The sequence below is a fragment of the Porphyrobacter sp. TH134 genome (genome assembly GCF_002855495.1).
Classification (GTDB): Bacteria; Pseudomonadota; Alphaproteobacteria; order Sphingomonadales; family Sphingomonadaceae; genus Erythrobacter.
The window spans coordinates 20592-42706 of sequence record NZ_PKRO01000016.1; the positions used below are offsets into that span (position 1 = coordinate 20592).

Here is a 22115-nt window from a genome sequence, read left to right on the forward strand (position 1 = left end):
GCTTCGTGCTTGTTCATGCCGACAGGATATCAGCAATTTATCGGCACTTAAGTCGTGATTGAGGGTGGATTGCCCTTCCACCATCAATCCCCACTAAACCGCACCTTCCCCAAGTCCCCCATACCCACAGTCCCGCTTGCCATGTCCAGCATCCGGTCGAGGCTGCGCTTGGCCTTCAGGCGGATCCCTTCCTCGATTGCGATCTGTGGGCTTAGGTCGCGCAGCGCCACATACAGCTTCTCCATCGTGTTGAGCGCCATGTAGGGGCAGATGTTGCACGAACAGTTCCCGTCCGCGCCGGGCGCGCCGATGAAGGTCTTCTCGGGCAGCGCCTTTTGCATCTGGTGGATGATGTGCGGTTCGGTGGCGACGATCAGCGTGTCGCCGGGGAAGTCCATGGCAAAGGCGAGGATGCCGCTGGTCGAGCCGACGTAATCCGCGTGGTCGATGATCGTCGGCGGGCATTCCGGGTGCGCGGCGATGGGCGCGCCGGGGTGTTGCTCTTTGAGCTTCAAAAGCTCGGTCTCGCTGAAGGCTTCGTGGACGATGCACACGCCGGGCCACAGCAGCATTTCGCGATTGAGCTTGCGCGCCAGGTAGCCGCCAAGGTGCCGGTCGGGGCCGAAGATGATCTTCTGTTCGGGCGGGATCTGGGCGAGGATCGTCTCGGCGCTGGAGCTGGTGACGATGATATCGGACAGCGCTTTCACTTCGGTCGAACAGTTGATGTAGGTCAGGGCGATGTGATCGGGGTGGGCTTCGCGGAACGCGCGGAATTTCTCAGGGGGACAGGAGTCTTCAAGGCTGCATCCGGCGTCCATGTCGGGCAGGATCACGGTCTTTTGGGGGCTGAGGATCTTGGCGGTGTCGGCCATGAACTTGACCCCGCAAAACGCGATCACGTCAGCATCGGTCGCCGCGGCCTTTCGCGACAATTCGAGGCTGTCGCCCACGAAGTCGGCAATGTCCTGAATGTCCGGCGTCTGATAATAATGCGCGAGGATGACCGCGTTCTTCTCCTTGCGGAGGCGGTTGATTTCGGCGAGCAGATCGGTGCCGGTGGGGTTTTTGGTCAGGATGCTCATGGGTCGGTTCCCGTTAGATAGATGGCGCGCGGTATAGGGCGGCAGGCGCGGTTACGCTACCCGCCACACGGCGCCGTCATGGGCCGCAGCGCCGCGCTTTTCCAGATCGAGCAGATGGGCGGTGACGCTCATCTCCGCTGCCCCGATCAGGCGCGGGTCGAGGCCCTTGTACATTTCGGGGATGAAGCCGCTGACAGGGCGCGGGCTTTCGCCCAGCAGGCGCAGGATCTGCGCCTCGCGCTGGCGGCGGTGGCCGATCATGCCGCGCACCAGCTGCCTGGGCTTCTCGATCGCGGCGCCGTGGGCGGAGTGATAGACACGGTCTTCGCGCGCCATCAGCTTTTCAAGGCTCGCCATGTAATCGCCCATGTCGCCATCGGGGGGGATGACGACGCTGGTTGACCAGCCCATCACGTGATCGCCGGTGAACAGCGCGCCCGATTCCTCCAGCGCGAAGCACAGGTGGTTCGAGGTGTGGCCGGGCGTGGCCACCGCCGTCAGCGTCCAGCCGGTGCCGCGCATCCCTTCGCCATCGGCCAGAACGCGGTCCGGGGCATAGGTGGGATCGAACGCCTCGTCAGAGCGCGGCCCGGCGACTTGCAGCATCAGCGGCGCGCAGCCGACGATGGGCGCGCCGGTCAACGCCGCCAGCGGGGCTGCGGCCGGAGAGTGGTCGCGGTGGGTATGGGTGCACATGATCGCAAGGATTGTCCGCCCCGCGACCGCTGCGACGATGGCATCAATATGGGCCGCCTCGGCAGGGCCGGGATCGATCACCGCGCAATCTGGCCCGTCCGCCATGCCCACCACATAGGTCTGCGTGCCGGTGAAGGTGTAGGGCGACGGATTGGGCGCAAGCACGCGGCGCACCAGCGGCTCGACCGTTTCGGCAAGGCCTGTGGGCCAGGGCTGGGGAGGGATAGTCACCATGGACTTGCATATGGGACGCGCCGTGGCAGATGTCACGCAAGAGAGAGGGAGACCCATGGCTGATTACATTCTGGTGCTCGATGAAGGCACCACCTCCACCCGCGCGATCCTGTTTGCGAGCGATGGCGTGCTGGTCGCCAGTGCGCAGGCGCCGCTGACGCAGCATTATCCGCAAAACGGCTGGGTCGAACATGATCCGCGCGAAATCTGGGACAAGACGCTGGCCTGCGCGCTGGAGGTGATGCCCAAAGCGGGCGGCGCGGCGAGCATTGCCGCCATCGGTATCACCAACCAGCGCGAGACCGTGGTGGCATGGGACCGGCAGACCGGCGAGCCGCTGACCAACGCGATTGTCTGGCAGGACCGCCGCACCGAACCCTTCTGCATGGCGCTGCGCGATGCGGGCCATGAAGCCGGGGTGCAGGAACGCACCGGCTTGCTGCTCGACCCCTATTTCTCCGGCACCAAGATGCGCTGGATGCTGGACAATGTGCCGGACGTGCGCGCCGCGGCGGACGCCGGTACGCTGGCGTTTGGCACGGTCGAAAGCTGGCTCGTGTTCAAGCTCACTGGCGGCGCGGCCCACATCACTGATGCCAGCAACGCCAGCCGGACGCTGTTGATGGGGCTGGAGGATGCACAATTCGATGATGGGCTGTGCGATCTCATCGGTGTGCCACTGGCGGCGCTGCCGGGCGTTGTCGACATGGCCGGGCCGCTGGCGATGACCGCGCCCGAACTGCTTGGCCGCAGCATTCCGATCACGGGCCTGGCGGGCGATCAGCAGGCGGCGACCATCGGGCAGGCCTGCCTTGCGCCGGGCCAGACCAAGGCGACCTATGGCACCGGCGCCTTCGTGCTGACGTGTCAGGGGTCAACGATCCCCCGCTCGACCAACCGCCTGCTCGGCACGGTCCTGACCCAGCTTGACGGGCAGCGCACCTATGCCATCGAAGGTTCGGTGTTTGTCGCGGGCAGCCTGGTGCAATGGTTGAGGGATTCGCTCGGCATCGTGCAGGTCGCCGAGGAGACCGAAGCGCTCGCCCGGTCGATCCCCGATAGCGGCGGGGTGGTGATCGTGCCTGCCTTGTCAGGCCTTGGCGCGCCGCATTGGCAGGCCGACGCGCGCGGGGTGATTGCCGGCCTCAGCTTTGCCAGTGGCAAGGCGGAACTGGCCCGCGCTGCGCTGGAGGCGATGGCGCATCAGACCCATGATCTGTGCGCTGCGTTCACGGCCGATGGCGCGCCGTGGCAGACGCTCAGGATCGATGGCGGCATGGCGGCAAACGACTGGATGGCGCAGGATCTGGCCGACATGCTGGGCGTGCCGGTCGAGCGTCCCGGCTTTGTCGAGACGACGGCGCTGGGCGCGGCGATGCTGGCGGCTTGCGGGGCGGGGATGTACCCCGATCTGGACGCAGCGGCGCAGGCGATGCGCGGACGGCTGGCGCGGTTTGAACCGCAGATGGAGGCTGGTGTGCGCGATGCCCGGCTGGCAGCGTGGCGCAAGGCGCTGAGCGCCGCTTAACCCAACTGCCCCAGTTCCCGGCCCAGCCGGTCCTGAAATGCGCGAACCGGCGATGTTTCAAAATGCTGCCGCCACGCTTCGTCCAGCCGGGCGATGCGTTGGTGCAGCTTGGCGGTATCGGCAATCAGCGCGCGGGTTTCGGGTTCAAGCAGCGCCAATTGCGCCTCGTCCGAACCGCGATCGGGCGGCAAAGCGCCGTGCAGACGCACCTGATTTTCGCTGAGTTCGCCCTGAAACAGCGCCCGCTGGTTCAGCAGCCAGGCCAGCACATGCATCATCCGGGTGGTCGTCTTCAACCCCTCGGTCGAAAGCGCCAGCCGCACATAGGCGTCCTCGCCCGCCAGCGGCTCCCGCGTGCCGGCGGCGAACACCGCACGCACCTCGTCAGCCAGGACAAGAGCCTCGGTGTAAAGCGCCTCGATAATCGGACGCGAAATGTTGGTGGTGCGAGCCATCATTGCAGGTTACGGCGACCCGCGCCGCTTCGCCATATGGCTATGGTTACTTTCCAAGTAATTTTTGGCTTCGTCCCGCCCGGACACAGAATTGCAGGCGTGGTAACCATGGCTGATTGCGGGGGCGGGGAGGCTGCTCGGTTTCGCCGCCAGCGACGCCCGGCCCGGCTAGGCGATAATGTCCGGCAGCAGCGTATCCTCGATAATCGCGATCTGGTCTTTCAGGCGCAGCTTGCGCTTTTTGAGGCGGGCGATCTGGAGCATGTCGGCCGACTGCGTGCCGCGTGCAGCCTCGGTCAAGGCGGCAATCGCGGCATCAAGGTCGCGATGCTCGGTCTTGAGCAACTCAAGATTTTTCCTGAGCTCCTGCTCGGTCATATCCGCCCCTGATCCTTCCACTTGGCCGCCAACATCCCGGCCTGCGTTCAATGCTCGGCGTGCGCTACGCGTTCCGGCGGGGATTGGGTAGATGGCTTGCGCCATTTCACCCCGCTTTGGCGCGCTGCGCCCCTGCGGTTCGTCGCACACCAGCGCGGATGCAACGATTCACGATCTATCAGGGCTTTGCAACCTAGGCTGCCTATGGTTTCAATGAAGCCAGCGGCTCGGCCGCTTCGTTTGCCGAGTCGCCTTTCCGGGGGCAATCCCCCGCAGGACAGGAGAACGCATAATGGCATCGATCGCAGTGTCTTCCCACCTCAACGCCCTTCACAGCAAGCACGCCGGCCTTGAAGCCCGGCTGCGTGATGAAATGGCGCGGCCCGTGCCTGACACAGCCACGATCCAGTCCCTGAAAAAGCAGAAATTGCGACTGAAGGAAGAAATCGCAGCCGGCTGAAGGCTGCGGATCGCCCGGCCCGATACGGGGCCGGGCACCCCCGGCGCGCGGCGGGCTGCAATCAGGGGTTTTGCATTTACTGCGCGGTTTGAATAGACCGCCTAAGGTATGACCGCCGCAGCCGCCGCCCGCCAGATCCTGACCCGCCTGACCGAGGTGATGGCCTCGCGCATGCACGCGCAGGGAAAGCTGGATCAGGTCGTCGAAATCATCGGTGAATGCCTGTCGAGCGAGGTGTGCTCGATTTACCTGCTGCGCGAAGGCATGCTGGAGCTGTTTGCGACCCGCGGCCTCAATCAAAGCGCGGTGCACGTCACCCGCATGGCGATTGGCGAGGGGCTGACCGGCGCGATTGCGCAGAAGGTCGAAACGCTCAACCTTGCCGAAGCCAAGGCCCACCCCGACTTCCAGTACCGCCCCGAAACGGGCGAGGAAAAGTTCCACTCCTTTGCCGGTGTGCCCATTGTCTACCGTGCGCGTGCGGTGGGCGTGCTCTGCGTCCAGCATGTCGAACCGCGCCGCTACGAAGAGGTCGAAATCGAAGCGCTTCAGACCACCGCGATGGTGCTGAGCGAGCTGATCGCCAACGCCGAACTGGTTGATGAGGAAGAAGCGCGGGGGCTGACCGCCGAGATGACCGGGCCGCAGACGCTGACCGGCCTGACGCTGGTGAAAGGGCTCGGCGCGGGCCATGCGGTCTATCACCAGCCGCGCGTCGAAATCACGCAGGTCATGGCCGAAGACACCGAGGCTGAACGCCAGCGGGTGTACCGCGCCTTTGACAAGATGCGCGAGCAGATCGACACGCTTGCCAGCCAGGCCGAATTCGGCGCGGGGGGCGAGCATGAAGAGGTGCTCGAAACCTACAAGATGTTCGCCTACGATGAAGGCTGGTCGCGGCGCATCAACGAGGCGATCGACTCAGGCCTTACCGCCGAAGCCGCGATTGAACGGGTGCAGCAGCACACCCGGATGCGGATGCGCGAGATTGACGATGCGCTGCTGGCCGACCGGATGCACGATCTGGAGGATTTGGCGAACCGCCTGCTGCGGATTGTCGCAGGGCAGGTCGGCACCGCTGCATCGCAAGGGCTGCGGCGCGACACGATCCTCATCGCCCGCAATCTCGGCCCGGCCGAACTGCTGGAGTATGACAAGCGCCGGTTGAAGGGCGTCATTCTGGAAGAAGGATCGCTGACCGCCCACGTGGTCATCGTGGCCCGGGCGATGAATGTGCCCGTGATCGGCCGCACCAAGGCTGTGCGGGGTACGATCCGCGAAGGTGACGAGATCCTGCTCGACGCAGGGGCGGGCACTGCCACTGTTCGCCCGCTGCCGCAGGTCGCTGAAGCGTTCCAGACCCGCTTTGCCAAGAGCCGCGAAAAGCAGGCCGCCTATGCATCGCTGCGGGATGTGGAGCCTTTCACGCGCTGCGGCACCCGCATTCAGGTGATGATGAATGCGGGCCTGCGCGACGATATGAGCTCGCTCGGGCTGACGGGCGCAGATGGTGTCGGCCTGTTCCGCACCGAATTTCAGTTCCTCGTGTCCGCCACCCTGCCGCAGCGCGACCGCCAGACGCGGCTGTACCGCGATGTGCTGGATGCAGCGGGCGACAAGCCGGTGATCTTCCGCACGGTTGATATCGGCGGCGACAAGTCCGTGCCCTACCTCGCCAGCGAAATCGCGGCGCAGGATGAAAATCCGGCGATGGGCTGGCGCGCGCTGCGGCTGGCGCTGGAACGCGAGGGTCTGATGAAGATCCAGGCGCGCGCCTTGCTGGAGGCGTCGGGTGGGCGGTCGCTTTACGTGATGTTCCCAATGGTTTCCGAACCGTGGGAGTTTGATGCGGCCAAGGCCGTGTTCGACGAACAGCTCACCTTCCTGCGCGCGCAAAAGAAGCTGCTGCCCGAACGCATCCATTTTGGCGCGATGCTGGAGGTGCCGGCGCTGGCCGAAGTGCTCGATCTGCTGCTGCCCAAACTCAGCTTCCTGTCGATTGGCACCAATGATCTGACGCAATTCCTGTTCGCCGCCGACCGCGCCAATCCCAAGCTGGCCGAACGCTACGACTGGCTCAGCCCGTCGATCCTCAGGTTCCTGCGCCGCGTGATCCAGAACAGCGTCGGCAGCGGTGTCGATATCGGGGTCTGCGGTGAAATGGGCGGCCGCCGGCTGGAGGCGCTGGCCTTGATGGGCATCGGTTACCGCCGCCTGTCGATCACCCCCGCCGCTGTCGGCCCCATCAAGGAACTGGTGCGCAAGGTCGATCTGGCCGAGCTGACCGCCGCGATGACCGGCTGGCTTGCCGATCCCAGCATCAACCTGCGCCAACAGCTTTCGGCATGGGCGGATGCGCGCGATATTGAATACGACTGACACCGTCCTGCGGAGAAGCGTGCGCCTGCTGCGGCAGCGTGCAACAGCGATGCTTGACAGGACGCCCGCCAACGGGTGAGTCCCGTTCAAGGACAATTCACACAGTTTCTCTCACTCAAAGCCTCGTAAAGAAGGCGCGGACCCGGGTCATGAACAGCGAAAATCTCACCAGCGCAGATATTGCGCCCGAACTGCCGTTCACCACGCCCGGCATGCGCCTGCGTGCCGCGCGCGAGGCGTTGCGGTTCGATCTGGCGCATATTGCTGCGGAAACGCGCATCCCGCTGCGCCATCTTGAAGCGATTGAAGAGGGCAATTTTGAAAGCCTGCCCAGCCGCGCCTATGCCATCGGGTTCTCGCGCACCTTCGCCAAGGCTGTGGGGCTTGATGATGTCGAGATCACCGAGGCTGTGCGCGCCGAGCTGGCCGATGGATCCATGCGGCGGACAGTGCCGTTGGCGGATATGGAGCCGGGCGATCCCGCGCGCCTGCCGTCTGCGGGTCTGGCCTGGGCGAGCGGGGCGGCGGTGCTGGTGCTCGCGATCGGCGGCTTTGCCTTCTACTCCACCTATTTCGCTGCCGGAACGCAGCCCGGACCGCTGACCGCGCCGCCGCCCGTCGTGACCGCGGCGCCCGTCGCTGCCGCGCCATCGGCGGTCCCCGGCGGCGCCGTTATTCTGACGGCCGCTGAAGACGGGGTGTGGATCAGGCTCTATGAAGAAGGCGGCGAACGCCTGACCGAACGGACGCTCAAGCAGGGCGAGACGGTCGAGGTGCCAGCCACCGCGCGCGATCCGCGGATCAACACCGGGCGGCCCGATGCCCTGACGATCACGATCGGCGGCCAGCCAGCGCCAAAGCTGGCTGAGCGGGCGCAGACGATTTCAGGGGCCCCGGTGTCTGCCGCAGCCCTGCTGGCCCGCGCTGCGCCGGCCGCGGCAACAGACGCAGCCGCGCCGCTGGCGGGCGGTGTTGCTCCGGCCCGGCGGCAGGCTGATCGCCGCACACCGGCGACGCGTCCGCCTCTCGCCGAGCCTTCGGCAGTTGCCGCATCCGCGCCTGCCGCGTCGGCCCCGCTTTCCGAAACCGTTCCGACGAGCGAAACAGGGCCGGGTCGTTAACGCTTTTCCGGTTGATGAGCGGGCTTGCGGCTATCGACTTGGGCTGCGGCACGCGGCACAGTTTACCATAGACTTATATGGCCCGCACCGCTGGCGCGGGGCCATTGACAGGGAGCCTGACTAGCCGTGACACCCCTCCTGCAAAACCATCCGCTCAGGCTGATCCCGCTGCGCCTTGCCGGTGCGGCGCTGGTCAGCGCGGCGATCATCGCCAGTGCTGCTGCACCCCAGCCGCTGCTTGCCCAGGATGATGCTGCCGAAGCCCGGGTGCGCAAGCTCGAAGCGGAAGTCCGTGCCTTGCAGCGCAAGGTTTTCCCGGGCGGAGATGCGCGGTTCTTCGAGCCGCAGATTGCCCCCGGCACGCCAACGGGGACGACCCCTGCGGCCCCTGCGACCGGCGCCGTGCCTTCAGCGACAGCGGTGACCGATATCCTCGTCCGGCTGGATGCGCTGGAGGTGCAGCTTCAGGCCATGACCGCGCGGTCGGAAGAGCAGGCCAACACGCTGTCGCAGCTTGAACAGCGGTTGCTTGCGCTGGAGACCGCCGGAGCCGCGCCTGCACTGTCCGCGCCGGGCAGCGCGCCCGCTTTGCAGCCGGCGCCAACGCTTTCGGCCCCGGCTCCAGCTCCGATCACGCCTGCGGCCACGCCCACGGTCCGTCCGGCAGTGCCAGCGATTACCCCGGCCCCCAGCGCGGCGGCCGCTGCCACCGGGCCGAGCGCCGCCCGTCTGGCTGCGGTGCAGGCCATCGCGAAGCCGCAAACGGCTGATGCTGGCGATGACGAATATTCCTACGGCTTCCGGCTGTGGAGCGCCGGGTTCTTCCCCGAAGCGCGCCAGCAACTCACCAAGTTCGTCGAGCAGTACCCCAACCACCCGCGGATCAGCTTCGGCCGCAATCTGCTGGGCCGGGCATTCCTTGACGACAAGATGCCCGAGGATGCGGCACGTTGGTTCCTGCGCAATTACCAGTCCAATAAGGCCGGCGATCGCGCCCCGGACAGCCTGCTGTATCTCGGCGCGTCGATGATCGCGATGAACGACACCAAGCGGGCCTGCATTGCGCTCGCCGAATTTGCCGAGACCTATCCGCTGATCGCGTCAGGACGGCTGGCAACCGACTATCAGGCCAACCGCGCCAAGGTAAAGTGCAACTGACCAGCCCCGCGCCGGACGCCGTCGCCCGCTTTGCCGCCGATCTGGCTGCGCTCTGGCCCGCAGATGATCGCAGCGGCCCGCTGGGCCTTGCGGTTTCGGGCGGGCCGGACAGCATCGCGCTGCTGCTGCTGGCGCACGCCGCGCTGCCCGGACGCATCGCGGTGGCCAGCATCGATCACGGCCTGCGTGCCGAGGCAGCGGGCGAGCTGGCCCTGGTCGAGCGGATTGCGGGCGAACGCGGCATTCCTTTCGCGCCTATGGCGGTGACATTGGCGCCGGGCAATTTGCAGGCCAGAGCGCGCGAGGCCCGTTACGCGGCGCTGGCGCGCTGGGCGCAGCAGGCGGGGCTGGGCGCAGTCGCCACCGCGCATCACGCCGACGATCAGGCCGAAACGCTGCTGATGCGGCTCAATCGGGGGAGCGGGCTGGCAGGCCTTGCCGGGGTTCGCCCGCGCGCTGCCATTCCCGACAGCGAGATCACGCTGCTGCGCCCGCTGCTGGGATGGCGCAAGGCTGACCTTGCCGCCGTGGTTGCGGCTGCGGGGATTACGCCGGCGCAAGATCCCAGCAATACCAATTCCGATTTCGACCGCGCCCGCCTGCGCATGGCGATCGCTGATGCTGCATGGCTTGATCCGGTGCAGATCGCCGCCAGCGCTGCGCATCTGGCGGAAAGCTGGCAGGCGCTCAGCTGGTATGCGGAACTCGATTGGCACGAAATGGTGATCCGCGATGACACGGCACCCGGCGGGCTGGGCTTCACCTATTGCGCCAATGTGCCGCGTATTATCGCGATCGAGACGATCTGCAGCATCATCCACGAATTGGGCGGTCATGCCACCCGCAGCGAGGCCGCGCGGGCGTGGGATCGGCTGTGGGCAGGCGAGAATGCGTCGCTCGGCGGCGTGCTGGCCGTGCCGGGGACCGAGCGGGTCGAAAAGATCGGCGTCCCCATGCGGGTGTGGCGCTTCCGGCCGGAACCTGCGCGTTCGCTGAATTGATCGCGCTGCTGCGCGACGGGAGGTCTGCGCCACCGAAGGTGGCCGAGACCTACAGCACCTTGTCGCCGATGCCGATCATCCTGCCGCGGGTGATGATGACCTTGTCCCCGCGCTTGGAGGCGGCGAACAGTTTGGCGGCGAATTCGTCCGGTACGCCGATGCAGCCGTGGCTGGCATAGCCGTTCATCACCGGCGAGCCGTGGATGGCGATCCCATCCCACGTCAGGCGCAGGGTCCAGGGCATAGGCGCGTTATTGTACTTCTCGGACACATTGTCGCGTTCCTTGGTCAGGATCGGGAAGGTGCCGAGCGGGGTGGGGTGTGACTGCGTGCCCACCAGCACAACCGCCGTGCCAATTTCGTGCCCGTCGCGAAACGCGCTGATGACGCGGGCTGCCAGATCAACCGTGATGACCAGCTTGCCTGCGCCCGGCGCGGCGCTTTCGTCCCAGAACCAGTCGCCGTAGCGGATCGAGCCTTCGATCGGCAGGATCGATTTGATGACAAAGGGATCGCTGCTGGCGAGGGTGGCCGCAGGCGCAGGGGCCGCCACGGGCGCGGGGGCCGCCGCAGGCATGGCAGGGGCAGGCAGGGGTTGCACCACCTCGTTGGCGATCATTCGCACCGCCGGACCGCGCGGCGCGGCCGGTTCGGCAGCGACCGGGCCGGGCGCGATATCGGGTAGGGCGGCGATCACAGGTTCCGACGCCTGAGCCTGTGCGGGCAGCGCGTCAGGCGCGGGGGCTGGTTCGCCCGCCAAGGGAGGCAGGCCGGCATAGACCGCCGCGGCATCATCGGCCGATGGCAGTTCGGCATCGGGATCGATGGCCTCAAACGCGCCCGAAGCCCGCGCGGCGACCGCCTCTGCGGCGTCGGCCGCCTGACCGGCGGTCGACTGCGCGAACGCAGTATATTGCAGCACAGCAACGGCGATGAGGAATGCAAGAGCCCGGATCATGGAGCGGATTATGCCGCGTAAGCCATCCGGTTGCCAGCGGTTAACGCACGCGCGTCCCGGCGGGGGACGGGCGGGGCGCAGGGGTTAACGCGCTGGCTCGTTGTGAAAAGGGGCCGTCGCTTTGCACTTTCTTTTGGGTCCCGAATGCGGGAAAACGACATACGAACAAGGGGATCGCACGCATGACACTGGCCTTTCATACGGTTCTGGCGCTTACCGGCGTGCTGCTCGCCGCACCACTTGCAGCGCGCGATCCTGCGCCGGAGCCGCTGCCCGATTTAGCTGCGATGGACGCGCGCGGGATTGCCGAGCTGTTTGCCAGAGACAAGAACCGCTGGAGGCGCGAGCCGTGCAGCTTCGGCGTGCCGGTAACGAAGGCACTCGAAGCCAAGGCGCCTACCCCCGCCCAGATCAAGCCCTTGCGCCTCTTCGCCGAGGCCCTGTGTGCCGATGACGAGAAGCGCTATGCCGATGGCGCGAAGATCGTGGCCGAACTAGCCGAGCTGAACCCGGACGATCCCAAAACCGGGCTTGCGCTCTACTTTGCCAACCGTCTCGACGATGCGGACGCAATGATTGCCCATCTGCGCGGGCTCGATAATGCCGGGCTCGGCACCCTCGACCGTGATGATTTTTGGGGGGCCGTGCGGCTGGCACGGCGAACCGGACGTTTGGCGGCGCTTGATGCGTTGGCGCTGGAGTGGGTGGAAAGCGGCAAGTTCGCCTTCCTCGACACCGCCTTGTACGAAGTTGTCGCGATGGCAGGCCTGCGCGCGGCCGCTCTGGCGGAGCGCGGGGATCTGGCGGCGGGGCTGCTGGTCTCGATCACCAGTCCGACGAGCTACATCGACATGCTGACGCAGCGCACCTACGCGCCGTTCTGGCCTGCGATCGAGGCACGGGCCGGTGCCAATCTGGCCGCCATCGGGGACGAGCATGTGCGCCTCGCCCGCGCGCGGCTCACCAATGCTCCCGAGGACCGTGACCGCTTTTCCGAAGCGGCCCATGCGCTCCATTACAACGGCCAGTTTGTCGAAGCCGCAGCGCTGGCCCAGCGCTGGCGCGAGCGGGCGGCGCGCGGCAAGGCAATCGAGGAGGGCGATGCGTGGGCCCTTAACATCGAGGCCTATGCCTATGATTCGCTCGGTCAGCCCGAGAAGGCCGATGCCGTGTTTGACGAGCTGGCCAAAGTCGATCCCGATGAACACAACTGGGTCGTGAACTTTGTCATCAACCGCGCCTCACGGTTGGTTGGGCAAGGTAGGTGGCAGGATGGGCTAAAGGCCACAGATCTCGCCCGCGAGGTCGCCAAGTCGCAGGGCAGCACCTATGCAAAGCTGATCATTGCCGCCGATCGTGCCTGTGCTTTCCAACAGCTGGGCCGTGCGCAGGATGCTCAGGCCGAATTGGCTTATCTGCGAGAAAACTGGAAGCAGGGCCTTGCCCTCACTGCGCGCGGGCTGATGTGCCACGGCTTTGAAGATGAAGCTGCCGCGCTGCTGTTGCAGGCCCTGCGCGACGATGGCCTGCGCGAAACCACGCTCAGCGCCTTCGAGACCGACGAGCTTGATCTGTTCTACACTGCAACGATTCTGCCGCAGGCGACCGATCTGCTGGAGGCCTACCCCGAACTCGCTGCCGAACTGTCAAAGCATGTCCGCCCGATGCCCGAGGCCTTCATCCCGCAGGCCGCCCTCAAACGGGTGAACCGCACGGAGGGGGCGCAGCGCTGACCGCTTAGCCGCGCTAAGCGATCACTCCGAACAGGTCGTGCGCATCGGAATCTTCGATGGTCGCACTTACGATATCCCCCGGCTTCAGGCTTTCCGGCACATTGCGCAGATACACCGCGCCGTCGATTTCGGGTGCGTCGGCCTGGCTGCGGCCCGTGGCGCCGATATCGCCATCCTCGTCCGGTTCGCCAACCTCGTCGATGATGACGGGCAGCGTGCGTCCGATCTTGGCGGTGAGTTTGGCGGCGCTGATCCGCTCTGTCACTTCCATGATCCGGGCGTAGCGTTCTTCCTTGATCGCTTCCGGCACCTGATCGGGCAGGGCATTGGCCGCTGCGCCTTCAACGGGTTCAAACCGGAACGCGCCGACGCGGTCGAGCTGCGCTTCCTCCAGCCAGTCGAGCAGATATTGGAAATCCTTCTCGGTCTCACCCGGGAAGCCGACCACGAAGGAGCTGCGGATTGCGATGTCCGGGCAGATCGCGCGCCACGACTTCAGCCGTTCGAGCACCTTGGCCTCGTTCGCGGGGCGGCGCATCAGCTTCAGCACCTTGGGGCTGGCGTGCTGGAACGGGATGTCGAGGTAGGGCGTCAGCAGCCCGTCTGCCATCAGCGGGATGACCTGATCGACATGGGGGTAGGGGTAGACATAGTGCAGCCGCACCCACGGCGTCTGGCCTTCGGGCGTGCGAAGGCCGCCAAGCTCGCGCGCCAGATCGGTCATGTGCGCGCGGACATCGCGGCCCTTCCACTGGCGGGTCTCGTGCCGGATATCCACGCCATAGGCGCTGGTGTCCTGCGAGATGATCAGCAGTTCCTTCGTCCCCGCCGCGACCAGCTTCTCCGCCTCGCGCAGGCAGGCGTCCACCCGGCGGCTGGCGAGTTTGCCGCGCAGATCGGGGATGATGCAGAAGGCGCAGGAGTGATTGCAGCCCTCGGAAATCTTGAGGTAGCTGTAATGGCGCGGGGTCAGCTTGATATCGGGCTGCGGGATCAGGTCGATAAACGGCCCTTGGCTCGGCGGCGCGTGGGTGTGGACCGCTTCAACCACCTGTTCGTATTGATGCGCCCCGGTGATCGCGAGCACCTGCGGGTGCGCGGCGCGGATCGCGTCAGCTTCCTCGCCCATGCAGCCGGTCACGATCACGCGGCCGTTTTCGGCAATGGCCTCTCCAATCGCGGCGAGGCTTTCTTCCTTGGCGCTGTCAAGGAAGCCGCAGGTGTTGACCAGCACCACATCGGCCCCGGCATAATCCTCGGCAAAGGCGTAGCCATCGGCGCGCAACCGGGTGAGGATCCGCTCGGAATCGACCAGCGCCTTGGGACAGCCGAGGCTGACCATGCCGATAGTCTTCTGGTCGGGCAAAGTGAGGGCGGAGGTGGACATAGCGGCGCGCCCCCTACACTGTGTGCGGGCTTTGCGCCAGAATATCCTCTGCGTGCGGGGTTGACCGCCAGCCTGCGCCTCGGGCATCTGGGGCACCATGATCGCCAAGCTCTTCATTGACCACCCGCGCGCCATTGGCGAAACCTATGGCCAGCATGCCCGCACCGCTTTCAGTTTCGGCTGGCGGATGGCGGTGGGCGGATTGGCCTGCATGGTGCACGCGCTGGTGCCCGGCCTGTTCGTCAAGACCGCGAGCCGCACCGTGGTGCAGCTCGATGCGGAAATGCGCGGCCGCAAGGCAACGCCTGCCGAAGAAGAATTCGCCTACGTCATCTGAGGCGAGGAGACGCACATGGAAGATTTTGCTCTGGTTCCGGTGCTGGCGGGGGCGTTTGCTTTCTTCGTTATCGGGATGCTGTGGTACGGGCTGATCTTCGCCAAGCCGTGGCAGCGCGCGGCCGGGCTGTCGAACAGCCAGCTGCGGACAAGCAACATGGCGTTGATTTTCGCCCTGACCTTTGCCTTTGAAATGCTGGTGGCGATGGTGCTGTGGCACCTGCTGGCGCGCACCGATCCGCCGGCCTTTGTGGTCATGATGATGGCGGTGGGATTTGCGCTTGGGGTGATGATCCCGGCCATCGGGATCAACTATCTGCACCAGCGCAAGCCGCTGGCGCTGTTCCTGATCGATGCCGGACATTTTCTTGTCGGCATGGCGGCGATGGGCGGTGTGTTCGTCTGGTTTCGCGCCTAGCGGGCTGATCCGCTCTCATTGGGCGCGGTGGGGACGATCTCGACCACCACATCACTTGGCTGGAGCATCTGGCAGTCATCCTCCCAGAAGCCGATCGCGCGGCCATTGCGATAGACCCGCAGTCCGGTGCCGCCGCTTTCCAATTCCCTGATCGATTTGCCGCATTCCGCCTCGGTCACTTCGCGCTCGACCAGCTGCACGCGGCCGCCGACGCTGGCGAGGTCGGCGAGGTAATCGGCGATATGCGCGCCCTTGACGCTGCCGGCCAGCAGCAGGCCGGTAAACCGCACCGGGTTGATGACATTGTTCGCCCCCGCCTGCCGCGCCAGCAGTTCATTGTCCTCGGCGCGCACCACCACGCTGATCGGCACTTTGGGGGCGAGGTGGCGCACGGTCAGCACCATCAGGATCGAGGTGTCGTCACGCCCGGCGCTGACCAGCACACTCTGCGCTTCGGCAATGCGGACCGACTTCAGTGTCTCGTCGCGCGTCGCATCGGCGGCCATGACGTTGACGCCGAGCTTCTCTGCTTCGGTCAGGCGTTCTTCGGAGGGGTCGATCACCACGATGCAACGCGGATCGACCCCGCGCGCGATCAGCTCGCCGACGCTCTGCGAGCCGGAGACGCCGAAGCCCAGCACCACCACATGATCGGTCAGCTGTTCCTGGATACGAGCCATGCGAAACTTCTCCCAGCTGCGCTTGATGACGAAGTCGTAGGCGGCGCCCACGAAGATGAACAGCACGGCGATGCGCACCGGGGTGACGATCACGGCCTCGATCAGCCGTGCCCGGTCCGAAATCGGCGCGATATCGCCAAAGCCGGTGGTGGTGATGCTGATCATGGTGAAATAGACAACGTCGAGGAAGCTGATGACCCCGTCGTGATTGTCTTTCAGCCCCGCCCGGTCCCACCAGTGGATCGCAATCACCAGCGCGATCAGCGCGAAGGCGAGGCTGGTGCGGATGCCAAGGTCGCCCCACACCGGGATCCGGACCTGCCGCCGCAACGGACGGAACTGGTCTGCCAGCAGCGCCTTGCGCCGGAAAGGATTGCGGCTGGCCGGCTTTGCCATCCCGCTGGGTGTCAGCCGCCGAACCGGTCGGCCAGAATGCCGATGGTCGAATAATGGGTCAGATCGAGCTGCAAGGGCGTCACCGCGACATAGCCATCCTCGATCGCTTCAAGATCGGTCCCGTGGTCCAGCGTGTGTTCGATCTGGTCCAGCCCGAACCAGAAATAGCGATAGCCGCGCGGGTCGCGGCCCTCGACGATGGTGCCGCGCGAATAATCGTGGAAGCCTTGGCGCACCACGCGGATACCGCGCACGTCTTCGGGCGGGCGGGCCGGGAAGTTGACGTTGATGAGCGTGCGGTCCGCCATCGGCGCATCGATCAGCTTTTCGAGCACCTTCGGCCCCCATTCCAGCGCCGCGCCGAAGGGCACATCATCGCCCATGCCTTCGCGGGCATAGACCTGGCTGAAGGCGATCGACCGGATGCCCGCCAGCGCGCCCTCGATCGCGGCCGAGACCGTGCCGGAATAGGTGATGTCGTCGGCCAGATTGGCCCCGCGGTTGACGCCGGACAGGATGATGTCGGGCGGCGAGGGCATGACGGTGCGCAGCGCCATCATCACCGAATCGGTCGGCGTGCCGGTGACCGCAAAGCGCCGCTCCCCCAGCGTTTGCAGCCGGACGGGCCGCGTTAGTGTGAGCGAATGGCCCGCACCCGATTGCTCCTCTGATGGCGCACAGATCCAGATGTCGTCAGAAAACTGGCGCGCGATCTGCTCCAGCACCTTGAGGCCGGGGGCGTGGATACCGTCGTCATTGGTGAGGAGGATTCTCACAGCCACAACCCCTTATCCCGTTCGTGCTGAGCTTGTCGAAGCACTGTATTTCCTTTGGTTGCGCAAGTCGCGGAGAAGAAGGGCAGTCCTTCGACAAGCTCAGGACGAACGGGGATTAAGGGTTGTGATGCCGCCCATATACGGACGCAGCGCTTCCGGTACGGTGACCGAACCATCGGCGTTCTGGTAATTCTCGATCACCGCCACCAGCGTGCGCCCGACCGCGAGGCCCGAGCCGTTGAGGGTGTGGACGAATTCTGTGCGCTTCTCGCCCGCGACGCGGTAACGGGTATTCATGCGGCGGGCCTGGAAATCGCCGGTGTTCGAACACGAGCTGATCTCGCGGTAAGCGCCCTGGCCGGGGAGCCAGACCTCAAGGTCATAGGTCTTGCGCGCGCCAAAGCCCATGTCGCCGGTGCACAGCAGCAGCTTGCGATAGGGGAGGTTCAGGCGCTCAAGGATGGTTTCCGCCGCGCGGACCATGCGCTGGTGTTCGGCTTCGGAGTCTTCCGGCTTGACGATGCTGACCAACTCGCACTTTTCGAACTGGTGCTGGCGGATGAACCCGCGCGTATCGCGCCCCGCCGCGCCCGCTTCGGAGCGGAAGCACAGGGTCAGCGCGGTGAGGCGCAGCGGCAAGGCGGCTTCGTCGAGCAGTTCGCCCATGACGCTGGCGGTGAGGGAGACTTCCGAGGTGGGGATGAGCCAGCGAGCGTTGGTGGTGCTGAAGCTATCCTCGGCAAACTTGGGCAGCTTGTCTGTCCCATACATGGCATCGTCGCCCACCAGCACCGGCGGGTTGCACTCTGCATAGCCATGCTCGCCCGTCTGCACGTCCAGCATGAACTGGCCGAGCGCGCGGTGCAGCCGCGCCATGCCGCCGCGCAGGAAGGTGAAGCGGGCGCCGGACAGCCTTGCGCCGGTTTCGAAATCCATGCCCAGTGCAGGCGCGATGTCGGCATGTTCTTTCGGCGTGAAGTCGAACTCTCGCAGATCGCCCCAGCGCGACACTTCGACATTTTCCTCCTCGCCGCCGCCATCGGGCACGTCCGCACCCGGCAGGTTGGGGATGATCTCCAGCGCGGCCTTGAGCTTTGCAGCCAACTCATCCGCCTGCGCCTCAAGGGCAGGCATCTGCTCTTTCAGCGCGGCGACCTCGGCCTTGATCGCTTCGGCGCCATCCTTGTCACCCTTGGCCATCGCGGCGCCGATCAGCTTCGATGCCTCGTTGCGGCGGCTTTGCGCGATCTGCACTGCGGTCACCGCCTCGCGGCGGGCCTCGTCGAGCGCGATCAGATCGGCGCCCTGCGGGGGCAGCCCGCGCCGGGCCAGCCCTGCGTCAAAAGCCTCGGCGTTTTCACGGATAAAACGAATGTCGTGCATGGCCCGCGCCTATGCCCGCTCCTGCTGCGCAAGGAAAGGGGGCTTGGCCTGTGCGCCGGACGGGGCTGGTGGTGCGACCGGCGGCGGAACATTCCCGCGCCTGCGCCGGTTGATGGCGGGCAAAGGAGAACTCCCATGCTCAAGCAAACAATCGGCGCTGTGATCGGCGCAAGGCTCGCTGGAAAAACGCCCGCAGTGGGCGGCGCAACCGGCGCTCTGGCAGGTGCGGCGCTGCCTGCTGTTCTCGCGCGGATCGGTCTTCCCGCCGTGGCCGTCCTGGCTGCCGGAGGCTATGCCGCCAAGCGTGTGCTGGACCGGCGCGCCGCCGCCCGGACCCCCGCAGCACCGCCGCCCACCAACCCGATCCCGGTTGCATGGTCGGGCGATTACTGAGCCGAAAACAACGGGGCGGCCGTGGGCACCAAAACCCGCTGCCGCCCCTTAGCAATCATCGCGTCAGGATCAGAAATTAAGCTGCGCGGTCACGAACACCCGGCGCGGATCGCCGTAGAATCCGGTCAGCGTGCCTTCGCGCCCCAGCGTCGAGACAAACGGCGCGCCGCCGACCCCGCCCGCCACGAAGTTGTAACCGGCAACGATATATTCCTTGTCGAACAGGTTCTTGCCGTGCAGCCCGAGCGACCACAGCCCGCTGTCGGCGGTGTAGACAATGCTCGCATCCACCAGCACGAAGCCATCCTGATCGAGGAAGGGGTTGGGCACTTCGAACTGGCTCGCGTCTGACCGAAGCGAGGCAAGGCCGATGACATCCATCATCCCGCCGCCGACCGGCAGGCCCATGTTGAACCCCATATGCGCGGTAACGTCGGGCGTGTTCTGGAACACGCGTTGATCGGCCACATCGCGGCCGAAATTGTCGATGAAGGTGTTGAACTTGGCATCCAGCACGCCGAGCGACCAGTTGACGGTGAAGCGGCTGCCATCGCCGGCAAAATCCTTGCCGACCAGCGCCGTGCCTTCGAATTCGATCCCGTTGACGTCAGCCGACGCCGCGTTGCTGGTGATGCCGATGAAGCTTTCGTTCACGCCGTCGCCATTGCCATCGAAGCCGACCGATCCGGGGATCTGGACGTTCTCGTACTGGCCCAGGAAGGCCGCAATGCTGATGTTCAGCCGGTTATCGAGCAGCGAGGATTTCCATCCCAGTTCGTAGCTGTCGACCGTTTCCGGGTCGAAGCTCATGAAGTCGAACACCTCGTCCGCCGTGCAAGCCCCGCCGCGGGGGTTGCGGCAGGCCGTGGTCTGGCCGCGCGGATCGAAGCCGCCGCCCTTGAAGCCCTGCGAATAGGTAAAATAGACATTGTTATCGGCATTCGGCTGCCAGCTGATCGAGGCGCGCGGGTTGAAATCCTTGAACGTCGCGCTGCCGTTGAAATTGCTGGTGACGGCCGCGGCCACACCGGTGCCGCCGAACAGGTTGGAGAACCCGCCGAGGAAGGTTGTGCGCAGCACCTGGCTGGTGCGCTTGTCATTGGTGTAACGCCCGCCAACCGACACGCTGACCGTGTCGAGAAGATCATAGGTGAAATCGCCGAAGACCGACCACGTCTTGGTGTTCACATCGCCCAGTGTCTGCGCTGCAAGGCCGGGAACCGTGGTGAACAGCGCCACATCAAAAGCGGTGAAGGCGTTGGCATCGAGATAGTAGAACCCCAGCACGCCCGACAGCTTGTCGCCTTCGTAAAGCAGCTGGAGTTCCTGGCTGAGCTGGTCGTTGGTGTAGATCGCCGGCACATCGAGATCGACGGCGGCAAGGCTGTCAAAGTCGATCGGGGTGGTCGAGGAGTCCTCGCGGTAACCGGTGATCGACTTGACCGTGATCGTATCGCTCAGTTCGAGGGCGATATTCAGCGCGCCGCCCCAGGCCTCGACCTCCTGATCGACAATATTGAGCCCTGCGCGGGTATCGAACACGTTATCCAGCACCGGCTGGCGCGTTATGAGGCTCGGGATGAAGCGGTGGCCTTGGCGCGCTTCGGAATTATCCTTCACGTAATCGCCCGACAGACGGACGAACACCGGGCCGTTGTCGAATTCGACCGTAGCCCGCGCGGCCCATACGTCCTTGTTGTAGTTTTCGGTGCCGAGTGTGAGGTTTTCGCCAAAGCCCCCGCGCGACAGGCGCGCCCCGCTCGCGCCGATCTTGAGGGTGTCGCTGATCGGGGTTGAGGCGCTGACGATGAGATCGGCCTGATCATAGGAGCCATAGGTGCCGCGGATCTTGACCGCGGTTTCATCGGGCAGGCTGGCGGTCACATACTTGATCGCGCCGCCGATGGTGTTGCGCCCGTACAGCGTGCCCTGCGGTCCGCGCAGCACTTCGATGCGTTCGACCTCGTAGATATCCAGCACCGCGGCCTGCGGGCGGTTGAGGTAAACGTCGTCGACGTAGAGGCCCACGCCCGCCTCGAAGCCGGCAACCGGATCCTGCTGCCCAACGCCGCGGATGAAGGCGGTCAGCGTAGTGTTGGTGCCGCGGCTGACTTCCAGCGTGACGTTGGGCACCTGCTGGGCGACCGCGACCAGATCCTGCACGCCCTGCTTGACCAGATCATCGCCCGACAGCGCGGTGACGGACAGCGGCACATCGATCAGGCGTTCCTCGCGGCGGCGGGCGGTGACGTAGATCGTGCCATCTTCCTCGGCGCTGGCGGTTTCGGCTTCGGTTTCGGCTTCGGCGGCGCTGTTCTGCGCGGCAAGCGGCGCGGCGAAGGCGGCAAGTCCGGCCGTACCGGCGAGCAATAATGCGCGGGTGTAAAGTTGTTTGGTCATGGGGTTTCCTCTCCTGGCCCTCTTGTACCTGCCTCAATATTGAAAGTTGAACCACCTTTCAAGTTTAGTCTTGTGCGCTTGCCTTGCGCATCCTACCGAAAGCGTGGAGGGAGTAGCTGATGGGCAACACTCAGAGCAGCGCAGCGCCTGTGAGCGGCGACGCCAAGACGCCGCGGACCGAGCGCGGGCGACGCACCTTGCGCAAGCTGCTGGATGCAGCGGCGGAAGAGTTTGGCGAGAAGGGCTTCCACGAAGCCTCGGTCAGTTCGATCACCCGGCGTGCGGGTGTGGCGCTGGGCAGCTTCTACACCTATTTCGACAGCAAGGACGCGCTGTTTCGCGCGCTGGTTGCCGACATGAGCGAGAAGGTGCGCACCAGTGCGCGATCGGCGCTGAGCGATGGCATGGGGCCGCTGGAGATCGAGCGCGCGGCGCTGGCGGCGTTCCTGCGCTTTGCCGCCGAGCATAAGGAAATCTACCGCATCATCGATGAAGCCGAGTTCGTCGATCCGGCCAGTTACCGGGCCCATTATGAAACCATCGCCGCCCGTATTGCCGAGCGTCTTCGCGCAGGGGCGGCGGCAGGCGAGTTTCGGGATGGTCTGGGCGAGCTTGAGGCGTGGGCCATGATGGGCATGAACGTGTTCGTCGGCTTGCGTTATGTCGTATGGGGCGAGGCGGGGCTGGCCGCAGACGAGGTTGCCGCCAAGGTCAACCGCTTGCTGGCACAAGGCGTGCTGCGGCGCTAAGGCGCGTCAGT

The 22115-nt window shown here is 65.4% G+C and carries 21 protein-coding genes; 11 read left to right on the top strand and 10 right to left on the bottom strand.

Annotation, left to right across the window (positions count from 1 at the left end; genetic code table 11):
- Positions 1–83: 83 nt before the first annotated feature.
- A complete protein-coding gene (gene nadA, locus C0V72_RS08740) occupies positions 84–1085 on the bottom strand; it encodes a quinolinate synthase NadA (RefSeq protein ID WP_101793681.1) in 1002 nt (333 codons plus the stop codon).
- A 51-nt stretch (positions 1086–1136) separates the two neighbouring features.
- A complete protein-coding gene (locus C0V72_RS08745) occupies positions 1137–2015 on the bottom strand; it encodes an MBL fold metallo-hydrolase (protein ID WP_101793683.1) in 879 nt (292 codons plus the stop codon).
- 55 nt (positions 2016–2070) lie between these two features.
- Here C0V72_RS08745 and glpK point away from each other — a divergent pair, with 55 nt between their 5' ends.
- Positions 2071–3543, top strand: coding sequence for a glycerol kinase GlpK (glpK, locus tag C0V72_RS08750; RefSeq protein ID WP_101793686.1), 1473 nt, complete (start codon positions 2071–2073; stop codon positions 3541–3543).
- On the opposite strand, the gene C0V72_RS08755 is transcribed toward glpK, so the two are convergent.
- Both C0V72_RS08755 and C0V72_RS08760 read right to left on the bottom strand, forming a co-directional pair.
- Positions 3540–3998: a DUF1465 family protein gene (locus C0V72_RS08755; protein WP_101793793.1), complete on the bottom strand. Its 459-nt coding sequence runs from the start codon at positions 3996–3998 to the stop codon at positions 3540–3542. The two genes, glpK and C0V72_RS08755, sit on opposite strands and share 4 nt — an antisense overlap.
- A gap of 168 nt (positions 3999–4166) precedes the next feature.
- Entirely contained in the window at positions 4167–4376 is a 210-nt protein-coding gene (locus C0V72_RS08760; protein WP_101793794.1) for a DUF465 domain-containing protein, read from the bottom strand.
- Between the two features lie 292 nt (positions 4377–4668).
- Here C0V72_RS08760 and C0V72_RS08765 point away from each other — a divergent pair, with 292 nt between their 5' ends.
- From C0V72_RS08765 to tilS, 5 genes are all read left to right on the top strand, one after another.
- Complete coding sequence (locus C0V72_RS08765; RefSeq protein ID WP_101793689.1) at positions 4669–4836, top strand: YdcH family protein; 168 nt, start codon at positions 4669–4671, stop codon at positions 4834–4836.
- Between the two features lie 108 nt (positions 4837–4944).
- Positions 4945–7215 (top strand): phosphoenolpyruvate--protein phosphotransferase, encoded by a 2271-nt coding sequence (gene ptsP / locus C0V72_RS08770; protein WP_101793691.1) that lies wholly within the window; start codon positions 4945–4947, stop codon positions 7213–7215.
- A gap of 149 nt (positions 7216–7364) precedes the next feature.
- On the top strand, positions 7365–8336 hold the full coding sequence (locus C0V72_RS08775) for a helix-turn-helix domain-containing protein (protein WP_101793693.1): 972 nt from the start codon (positions 7365–7367) through the stop codon (positions 8334–8336).
- 126 nt (positions 8337–8462) lie between these two features.
- Positions 8463–9494, top strand: coding sequence for a tetratricopeptide repeat protein (locus tag C0V72_RS08780; protein ID WP_233999860.1), 1032 nt, complete (start codon positions 8463–8465; stop codon positions 9492–9494).
- Positions 9485–10495, top strand: coding sequence for a tRNA lysidine(34) synthetase TilS (gene tilS / locus C0V72_RS08785; RefSeq protein ID WP_233999861.1), 1011 nt, complete (start codon positions 9485–9487; stop codon positions 10493–10495). Before C0V72_RS08780 ends, tilS begins: the two co-directional genes overlap by 10 nt.
- 49 nt (positions 10496–10544) lie before the next feature.
- Here the strand turns inward: tilS and C0V72_RS08790 are convergent, their stop codons facing one another.
- Positions 10545–11453, bottom strand: a complete 909-nt coding sequence (locus tag C0V72_RS08790) for a L,D-transpeptidase family protein (RefSeq protein ID WP_101793695.1) — start codon at positions 11451–11453, stop codon at positions 10545–10547.
- Between the two features lie 182 nt (positions 11454–11635).
- On the opposite strand from C0V72_RS08790, the gene C0V72_RS08795 reads away from it, so the two are divergent.
- The gene (locus C0V72_RS08795) at positions 11636–13186 is read left to right on the top strand and encodes a hypothetical protein (RefSeq protein WP_101793698.1); all 1551 of its coding nucleotides are present in this window, start codon (positions 11636–11638) and stop codon (positions 13184–13186) included.
- 13 nt (positions 13187–13199) lie between these two features.
- Here the strand turns inward: C0V72_RS08795 and rimO are convergent, their stop codons facing one another.
- Positions 13200–14573 (bottom strand): 30S ribosomal protein S12 methylthiotransferase RimO, encoded by a 1374-nt coding sequence (gene rimO, locus C0V72_RS08800; protein WP_101793701.1) that lies wholly within the window; start codon positions 14571–14573, stop codon positions 13200–13202.
- 97 nt (positions 14574–14670) lie between these two features.
- Here rimO and C0V72_RS08805 point away from each other — a divergent pair, with 97 nt between their 5' ends.
- A complete protein-coding gene (locus C0V72_RS08805) occupies positions 14671–14910 on the top strand; it encodes a DUF6356 family protein (protein WP_101793705.1) in 240 nt (79 codons plus the stop codon).
- Between the two features lie 15 nt (positions 14911–14925).
- Complete coding sequence (locus C0V72_RS08810) at positions 14926–15327, top strand: DUF1761 domain-containing protein (RefSeq protein ID WP_101793708.1); 402 nt, start codon at positions 14926–14928, stop codon at positions 15325–15327.
- On the opposite strand, the gene C0V72_RS08815 is transcribed toward C0V72_RS08810, so the two are convergent.
- The 3 genes from C0V72_RS08815 to serS form a co-directional block, all read right to left on the bottom strand.
- Positions 15324–16403, bottom strand: coding sequence for a potassium channel family protein (locus tag C0V72_RS08815; protein WP_101793711.1), 1080 nt, complete (start codon positions 16401–16403; stop codon positions 15324–15326). The genes C0V72_RS08810 and C0V72_RS08815 overlap by 4 nt on opposite strands.
- Before the next feature lie 11 nt (positions 16404–16414).
- On the bottom strand, positions 16415–17179 hold the full coding sequence (surE, locus tag C0V72_RS08820) for a 5'/3'-nucleotidase SurE (RefSeq protein ID WP_101793797.1): 765 nt from the start codon (positions 17177–17179) through the stop codon (positions 16415–16417).
- A 99-nt stretch (positions 17180–17278) separates the two neighbouring features.
- Complete coding sequence (serS, locus tag C0V72_RS08825; protein WP_101793713.1) at positions 17279–18562, bottom strand: serine--tRNA ligase; 1284 nt, start codon at positions 18560–18562, stop codon at positions 17279–17281.
- Between the two features lie 135 nt (positions 18563–18697).
- Here serS and C0V72_RS08830 point away from each other — a divergent pair, with 135 nt between their 5' ends.
- Complete coding sequence (locus tag C0V72_RS08830; RefSeq protein ID WP_101793717.1) at positions 18698–18955, top strand: hypothetical protein; 258 nt, start codon at positions 18698–18700, stop codon at positions 18953–18955.
- 69 nt (positions 18956–19024) lie between these two features.
- Here C0V72_RS08830 and C0V72_RS08835 read toward each other — a convergent pair whose 3' ends face one another.
- On the bottom strand, positions 19025–21355 hold the full coding sequence (locus tag C0V72_RS08835; protein ID WP_101793719.1) for a TonB-dependent receptor: 2331 nt from the start codon (positions 21353–21355) through the stop codon (positions 19025–19027).
- Between the two features lie 119 nt (positions 21356–21474).
- Between C0V72_RS08835 and C0V72_RS08840 the strand changes: the two genes are divergently transcribed.
- Positions 21475–22104, top strand: a complete 630-nt coding sequence (locus C0V72_RS08840; protein ID WP_101793722.1) for a TetR/AcrR family transcriptional regulator — start codon at positions 21475–21477, stop codon at positions 22102–22104.
- The last annotated feature ends 11 nt before the right edge of the window (positions 22105–22115 follow it).

Coding starts and splice junctions, on each gene's coding strand:
- nadA (WP_101793681.1), bottom strand. CDS start 1,085: ATGAGCATCCTGACCAAAAACCCCACCGGCACCGATCTGCTCGCCGAA.
- C0V72_RS08745 (WP_101793683.1), bottom strand. CDS start 2,015: ATGGTGACTATCCCTCCCCAGCCCTGGCCCACAGGCCTTGCCGAAACG.
- glpK (WP_101793686.1), top strand. CDS start 2,071: ATGGCTGATTACATTCTGGTGCTCGATGAAGGCACCACCTCCACCCGC.
- C0V72_RS08755 (WP_101793793.1), bottom strand. CDS start 3,998: ATGGCTCGCACCACCAACATTTCGCGTCCGATTATCGAGGCGCTTTAC.
- C0V72_RS08760 (WP_101793794.1), bottom strand. CDS start 4,376: ATGACCGAGCAGGAGCTCAGGAAAAATCTTGAGTTGCTCAAGACCGAG.
- C0V72_RS08765 (WP_101793689.1), top strand. CDS start 4,669: ATGGCATCGATCGCAGTGTCTTCCCACCTCAACGCCCTTCACAGCAAG.
- ptsP (WP_101793691.1), top strand. CDS start 4,945: ATGACCGCCGCAGCCGCCGCCCGCCAGATCCTGACCCGCCTGACCGAG.
- C0V72_RS08775 (WP_101793693.1), top strand. CDS start 7,365: ATGAACAGCGAAAATCTCACCAGCGCAGATATTGCGCCCGAACTGCCG.
- C0V72_RS08790 (WP_101793695.1), bottom strand. CDS start 11,453: ATGATCCGGGCTCTTGCATTCCTCATCGCCGTTGCTGTGCTGCAATAT.
- C0V72_RS08795 (WP_101793698.1), top strand. CDS start 11,636: ATGACACTGGCCTTTCATACGGTTCTGGCGCTTACCGGCGTGCTGCTC.
- rimO (WP_101793701.1), bottom strand. CDS start 14,573: ATGTCCACCTCCGCCCTCACTTTGCCCGACCAGAAGACTATCGGCATG.
- C0V72_RS08805 (WP_101793705.1), top strand. CDS start 14,671: ATGATCGCCAAGCTCTTCATTGACCACCCGCGCGCCATTGGCGAAACC.
- C0V72_RS08810 (WP_101793708.1), top strand. CDS start 14,926: ATGGAAGATTTTGCTCTGGTTCCGGTGCTGGCGGGGGCGTTTGCTTTC.
- C0V72_RS08815 (WP_101793711.1), bottom strand. CDS start 16,403: ATGGCAAAGCCGGCCAGCCGCAATCCTTTCCGGCGCAAGGCGCTGCTG.
- serS (WP_101793713.1), bottom strand. CDS start 18,562: ATGCACGACATTCGTTTTATCCGTGAAAACGCCGAGGCTTTTGACGCA.
- C0V72_RS08830 (WP_101793717.1), top strand. CDS start 18,698: ATGCTCAAGCAAACAATCGGCGCTGTGATCGGCGCAAGGCTCGCTGGA.
- C0V72_RS08835 (WP_101793719.1), bottom strand. CDS start 21,355: ATGACCAAACAACTTTACACCCGCGCATTATTGCTCGCCGGTACGGCC.
- C0V72_RS08840 (WP_101793722.1), top strand. CDS start 21,475: ATGGGCAACACTCAGAGCAGCGCAGCGCCTGTGAGCGGCGACGCCAAG.